The sequence below is a fragment of the Streptomyces sp. NPDC059398 genome (assembly GCF_042751845.1).
Classification (GTDB): domain Bacteria; phylum Actinomycetota; class Actinomycetes; order Streptomycetales; family Streptomycetaceae; genus Streptomyces.
On sequence record NZ_JBHYWP010000178.1, the window covers coordinates 1 to 6,102 of the forward strand.

The 6,102-nt window shown below is 68.9% G+C and carries 5 protein-coding genes; all 5 read right to left on the bottom strand.

Translation table 11 applies throughout. The features are described from left to right. Positions 1 to 137 precede the first annotated feature (137 nt). A complete protein-coding gene (locus tag ACFXBC_RS34500) occupies positions 138 to 860 on the bottom strand; it encodes a hypothetical protein (protein WP_385033870.1) in 723 nt (240 codons plus the stop codon). Positions 861 to 1,145: 285 nt separating this feature from the next. Then, positions 1,146 to 2,387 carry a CynX/NimT family MFS transporter gene (locus ACFXBC_RS34505; protein ID WP_385033882.1) on the bottom strand — a complete coding sequence of 414 codons (1,242 nt, stop codon included), beginning with the start codon at positions 2,385 to 2,387 and terminating at the stop codon, positions 1,146 to 1,148. 96 nt (positions 2,388 to 2,483) lie between these two features. Next, on the bottom strand, positions 2,484 to 3,200 hold the full coding sequence (locus ACFXBC_RS34510; protein ID WP_385033873.1) for a FadR/GntR family transcriptional regulator: 717 nt from the start codon (positions 3,198 to 3,200) through the stop codon (positions 2,484 to 2,486). Positions 3,201 to 3,330: 130 nt separating this feature from the next. Then, a complete protein-coding gene (locus ACFXBC_RS34515) occupies positions 3,331 to 4,143 on the bottom strand; it encodes an HAD family hydrolase (RefSeq protein ID WP_385033876.1) in 813 nt (270 codons plus the stop codon). Next, the gene (gene serS / locus ACFXBC_RS34520) at positions 4,140 to 5,417 is read right to left on the bottom strand and encodes a serine--tRNA ligase (RefSeq protein WP_385033879.1); all 1,278 of its coding nucleotides are present in this window, start codon (positions 5,415 to 5,417) and stop codon (positions 4,140 to 4,142) included. The genes ACFXBC_RS34515 and serS overlap by 4 nt, the downstream gene beginning before the upstream one ends. Positions 5,418 to 6,102 lie beyond the last annotated feature (685 nt).

The window sequence follows — 6,102 nt, forward strand, 5'->3', positions numbered from 1 at the left end:
GCCCGTCGCTCCCACCCCCGTACCGGCCCCGGTCGGTTCAGCGCCGGCTCGATCGGGGCGGTCGGTTCAGTGCCGGACGGTACGGTACGGCTGGCTCACCGTCGGCCGGTTCGGTACGACCGGGTCAACCTCCGGGTTCAGCGTCGGCGGCGACGGTGCCGACGGCAGGGGTGGGGCGGCTGGTCCGACGCCGGGTGCGGCAGACGGCGCCTGACCTCCGCCATGCCCTCACCGAGATCCGAGAGCCTGATACTCATGGCGCCCACGACCCGGTTCGTGGCGTCGAGCCGTCGGTCCAGGTCGTCCAGCCGACGCGACATCCGCGCCAGTACGGGACCCAGTTCCCGCAGCGCGGGACCGACCTCGCTCATCGCGGATTCGAGCTGAGTGAGGCGGTGGCCGAGCCCGCCGTCGTCCGAGCGGGGGGCCGGTACGGATGCCGTGTGCTGCTCCTCGGTGTCGAGGAGGTAGCTCCGCACCCGGCGGGCAACTTCGCTGTCGCGCAGCAGCATGGCGATGTTGAGGACGGTGCGGCGCGTGTGAACCGTGAGGCCCGAACGGGGCTGTGGATAACTCAGTCCGTGCGAGTGAAAGGGGGACAGGTTGTCCCCCTTGAATCCTTCGAGGTCAGAGCCGTGCAGGACGCGCAGTCCGTTTGATGTGAGCTCCTCTCGGTGGCGTTGGGCCAACTTCTTGATGACCTCTGTGGATACTTCGAAGTACCGCGCCACGTCTTGTGTGCGGAGGTGAATTCCGTCCGGCAACAGTGCGAGCGCCTTGACCTTGTCCAGGACGTCGACACGCCCCAGATGGTCCGCGCGTAGCGCTCGCGATTCGAGCAGGGCGATTTCGGTTGGCATGGATGAGCCTGCCGTTCATGGTCGATGAGTGCATGACAGAAACGGCCCTCTCCCCGGGCTTCAGGGGTGGAGATCCGCTCATCTACGTCACGTACTCAATGACCGGCCCGGCTTCCGCCCCCGGCACCGGCACTCCCCGACTTCACGCGCTCTCGTCGCCTCGAACCCCAGTTGCCTCCACGCTCCCTGACCAACGACCCGACTGTCGTACAAGTCACGCACGCCAGGCACACCGCGCAGGCACACCGCGCAGGCCCCCGCGTGCCGGACCGTTCGGCGGCTGCTCTAGACCCGGCGGTCCCGGGCCGCGAACAGGCCCACCACCAGCGCCACCGCACACACCCCGAGGACCAGGGCGATCGGCAGGGTCCAACTGCCCGTCGCCTGGTACACGGCGCCTGCCGTCAGCGGGCCGACCGCGGCCAGGAGGTAGCCGACCGTCTGTGCCATCCCGGACAGCCGCGCCGCGGTCTGCGCGTCGCCCGACCGCAGCACGATCAGGGTCAGGGCCAGCCCCACCGCGCCGCCCTGTCCGACACCCAGCACCGCCGACCAGAGCCAGGCACCCGATACCGGGGCGACCATCAGGCCCGCGTAGCCGACCGCGACCATCGAGGTGACCAGCACGATCAGCGGACGCTGACTGCGCATCCGGCCGGCGAGCAGCGGCACCCCGAAGGCCCCGGCGACCTGGATCAGGTTGTTGAACGCGAAGATCACGCCCGCTGCCGACCGGCTCATCCCGTGATCCGTGAAGATGGTCGGCATCCAGGCGATCAGCACGTACGACCAGAGCGACTGGAGACCCATGAAGAGCGTGACCTGCCAGGCCAGCGCCGAGCGCCAGATGCTCCTGGCCGGTCCGGTGCCGGCGGGTGCGACACGCACCTCGTGGCCGGTACGTCCGCGGGCGATCAGTACCTGGGGCAGCCATGCCACGGCGGCGACCGCGGCGAGCAGCGACCAGAAGGCCAGCGACGCCTGCCAGCTGTTCCCGAACGCCTTCTCCAGCGGGACCGAGGCCGCGGCGCACAGCGTGGCACCGCCGATCATCGCGCCCGTGTAGACGGAGGTCATCGACGCGGCCCGGTCGGGGAAGTCCCGCTTGATGAGCCCCGGCATCAGGACGTTCAGCAGCGCTATCGCGGTGCCGGCCAGCACTCCGCCGCCGTACAGGGCGAACACCGACGGCAGGACCCGGACCAGGATGCCGACGCCGAGCAGGACGAGCGCACACAGCAGGACCACTTCGGTACCGAACCGGCGGGCCAGCCAGGGCGCGATCACGGCCCCGACCCCGAGGAACAGCACCGGGACGGATGTGACCAGGCTCGACGCCGTCGACGAGAGCCCGAACGTGTCGCTGATCTCCCCGATCAACGGTGACACGCTCGCCAGCGCCGCCCGCATGTTGAGCGAGGCCAGCACGATGCCGACGAGCAGCACCACGGGGTGCGCGATCAGGGCGCGCCGTGCGGCGACACCTTCGGGGGATTGCCGGACGTCGGCCTCCGCGTCGGGAAGCATGTGGCCCAGGTCGAGCTGGTTCAGATCGAGCTGGTTCAGGTCGAGCTGGTCCGGGTCGAGCTGGTCCGGGTCGGGGCGGGACACGTCAGGTACCTCTCAGTGTTTCTGCGCGGTGCTGCTGCTGTGCAGCGGTTCTGTTCGTACGCCGACCAGCCGGCGGACAACGTCCATCGGCACCTGGAGCAGTGCGCGGGCCGCCTGCTCGGCCGCCGCCGGGTCGCCGCTCTCGACGGCGTCGACCAGGGCTTCATGAGCGGCGAAGTCGATCGGCGGCATCTCCCGGTCGCCAAGGGCGGCGACCAGGGACTCATGCATCTGGGTCGAGAAGAAGCGGTACACCTCGGCGAACGTGGCGTTGTGCGTGGCCTCGACCACCCCGAGGTGGAAGGCGAGATCGGCGTCGGCCGCACGGTCGCCCTGCTCGTGGAGGGTGGCGAGGGCTTCCCGTAGCCCTTCGAGGTCCGCCGCCTCCCTGCGGACGGCCGCCAGCCTGGCGGCCTCCGTCTCCAGGGCGACCCGCAGCTCCAGGATGTCCAGCACCCCCGCATGGCTCATCGTGCGGAGCACGGCGGAGGGGTCGGCGGTGGAGCGTACGAAGGTGCCGTTGCCCTGGCGGGACTCCAGGAGTCCGGCGTGTACCAGGACCCGCACCGCCTCGCGGACGGTGTTGCGCCCCACGCCGAGCTGTTCGGCGAGGTCGTGCTCGGTGGGGATGCGGTCGCCCACGGACCACTCCCCGCCGGCCAGCTGGTCCCGTAGCTGCTGGACGACGGTGTCCACGAGGGAGTGCCGTCCTGCCGTACGCAGTGCCATGTCGTCGCCCCGTGTTCGTCCTCACGATGGTGTCCGCGATATCCGGTCACCCGGTTGCCCAGTCATCCTACAACTACCTGCCTGCGGCCATCACTCACCCAGCCGACCAGGACCGGTCACCCCGCCCCGGTCAGCCCCGCAGCAGCCGCTCCAGCGTCACGGCGATGCCATCGTCCTCGTTGGACAGGGTGACCTCGTCGGCCACGGCCTTCAGGGAGTCGTGGGCGTTGGCCATCGCCACCCCGTGCGCCGCCCAGCCGAACATCGGGATGTCATTGGGCATGTCCCCGAAGGCGATCGTGTCCGCGGCCGTGAGCTTCAGCCGCCGGGCGGCCAGCGACAGACCCGTCGCCTTGCTCAGCCCCAGCGGCAGGATCTCCACGACGCCCTCGCCCGCCATGACCACGTCCACCAGATTCCCGACGCACTGCCGTGCGGTGTCCGCCAGCGCGTCGTCGCTCAGCTCCGGGTGCTGTATGTAGACCTTGTTGACCGGGTCGGACCACAGGTCGTCCCGGCTGTCGAAGCCGGCCACCGGGAGCGTGCCCTCGTTCAGCCGGTAGTCGGCGCTCACCAGCACCTCGCCGTCGAGCCCGTCCCGGCTTGCCGCCACCGCCAGCGGTCCGGTCTCCGTCTCGATCTTGGCGAGCGCGACAGCGGCCAGCCGGCGGTCCAGCGTGACGGAGGTGAGCAGCCGGTGCTCCCCCGCGTGGTACAGCTGCGCCCCCTGCGCGCACACCGCGAGGCCCTCGTAACCGAGGCCGTCGAGGATGGGCCGGGTCCATGGCACCGCGCGCCCCGTGACGACGATGTGCGCGGCCCCCGCCGCGGTCGCCTCGGCGAGTGCGGCGCGGGTGCGCTCCGAGACCGAACCGTCGTCGTGCAGCAGCGTGCCGTCGAGGTCGGTCGCGATCAGCCGGTAGGGGTGAGCGGGATTCGTCACTTCGACGCGGGCTCCAGAGTCTCTCGTCCGCCGAGGTAGGGCCGCAGTACCGGCGGGACCCGGACCGAGCCGTCGGCGAGCTGGTGGTTCTCCAGGATCGCCACGATGGTGCGCGGTACGGCGCAGAGCGTGCCGTTGAGGGTGGCCAGCGGCTGGACCTTCTTGCCGTCACGCATCCGGACCGACAGGCGCCGCGCCTGGAAACCGTCGCAGTTGGACGCCGACGTCAGCTCGCGGTACTTGCCCTGCGTCGGGATCCACGCCTCGCAGTCGAACTTCCTGGAGGCCGATGCCCCGAGGTCGCCGGTGGCCACGTCGATCACCTGGAAGGGCAGTTCGAGGCTGGTCAGCCACTGCTTCTCCCATGCCAGGAGCCGCTGGTGCTCGGCCGCCGCGTCGTCGGGGTGGACGTACGAGAACATCTCGACCTTGTTGAACTGGTGCACCCGGAAGATTCCCCGGGTGTCCTTCCCGTAGGTGCCGGCCTCGCGGCGGTAGCAGGGCGAGTACCCCGCGTAGCGCAGCGGCAGTTCGCCGGCGTCGATGATCTCGTCCATGTGGTACGCGGCGAGCGGGACCTCGGAGGTGCCGACCAGGTAGTAGTCGTCCTTCTCCAGGTGGTAGACGTTCTCGGCGGCCTGGCCGAGGAAGCCGGTGCCCTCCATGGCGCGCGGACGGACCAGCGCGGGCGTCAGCATGGGGATGAACCCGGCCTCGGTGGCCTGGGCGACCGCCGCGTTGACCAGGGCCAGTTCGAGCAGCGCGCCGATGCCGGTCATGTAGTAGAAGCGCGAACCCGAGACCTTCGCACCGCGCTCCGTGTCGATGGCCCGCAGGGCCTCGCCGAGCTCCAGATGGTCCTTGGGCTCGAAGCCCTCGGCCGCGAAATCACGGATGGTGCCGTGCGTCTCCAGGACGGTGAAGTCCTCCTCGCCGCCGACCGGGACGTCGGGGTGTACGAGATTGCCGAGCTGGAGGAGCAGGCGCTTGGTCTCCTCGTCGGCCTCGTTCTGCTCGGCGTCGGCCGCTTTGACAGCGGCTGCGAGCTGCCCCGTCTTCTTCAGCAGCTCGGCCTTCTCGTCGCCCGAGGCTTTGGGGATCAGTTTGCCGAGCGTCTTCTGCTCGGAGCGGAGTTCGTCGAACCGGAGTCCGGACGACCTTCGCCGCTCGTCGGCGGAGAGCAGGGCGTCGACGAGCGCGACGTCCTCTCCACGGGCGCGCTGGGAGGCGCGAACACGGTCGGGGTCCTCACGGAGCAGGCGAAGGTCAATCACCCCACCAGGTTACCGGTGCCCGCTTCCGCCACTCGACCTGATATTGGCTGTCCCGTTTGCGGCCCGTATCCAGGCGGCGCTTTGTCCGGATTGGTGCAATATCTATGGAATGGTGCATGGAGTGTCGGTGGGGATATCCGGATGCGGATGCCGGCCCGCTCCTCGCGGGCCCCGGTTCGCGGGCCCCGGTGGTCAATATAAGGTGACCGATTCCCTGGAACGAAGCATTCCGGACGAAATCGTTGACTCATTTCCCTTGCGCCGAGCGGGACTTGGCTTCACTTGTCCACAGGAATCCACAGCCCGGATTAGTTATCCACAGGCTGTGTGGGAAATCTGTGGATGGCGAAGGAGATGGTTCCGAAAGCCTCACAGGTAACCGGCCGTTCGCTGGAACTTCCCCTTCAAACCCCTTGCGTGCACTCATTCAGGTGGGAATTGTTCCCTCTGGAGGGTTGATCGGGAGAATTGGGGTGACAGGCACCCGCCTGTCAGCCTGTGGATGGAAGTGTCGTCACTAGGGCGATTTGTCGACCATGTCGTCTTGGGGTGTCGACTTGTCCCCAGGTCGAAATCCGCCCTGTGGATAACTTTTCCGCAGCGCGGAAATCAGCCAGTACGACGATCGCGGACCAAGCCTGCGCACACCAGAGCACGGTGGTGGGGGCTGAGCCCAGCCCCTGTC

Coding starts and splice junctions, on each gene's coding strand:
- ACFXBC_RS34500 (WP_385033870.1), bottom strand. CDS start 860: ATGCCAACCGAAATCGCCCTGCTCGAATCGCGAGCGCTACGCGCGGAC.
- ACFXBC_RS34505 (WP_385033882.1), bottom strand. CDS start 2,387: ATGCTTCCCGACGCGGAGGCCGACGTCCGGCAATCCCCCGAAGGTGTC.
- ACFXBC_RS34510 (WP_385033873.1), bottom strand. CDS start 3,200: ATGGCACTGCGTACGGCAGGACGGCACTCCCTCGTGGACACCGTCGTC.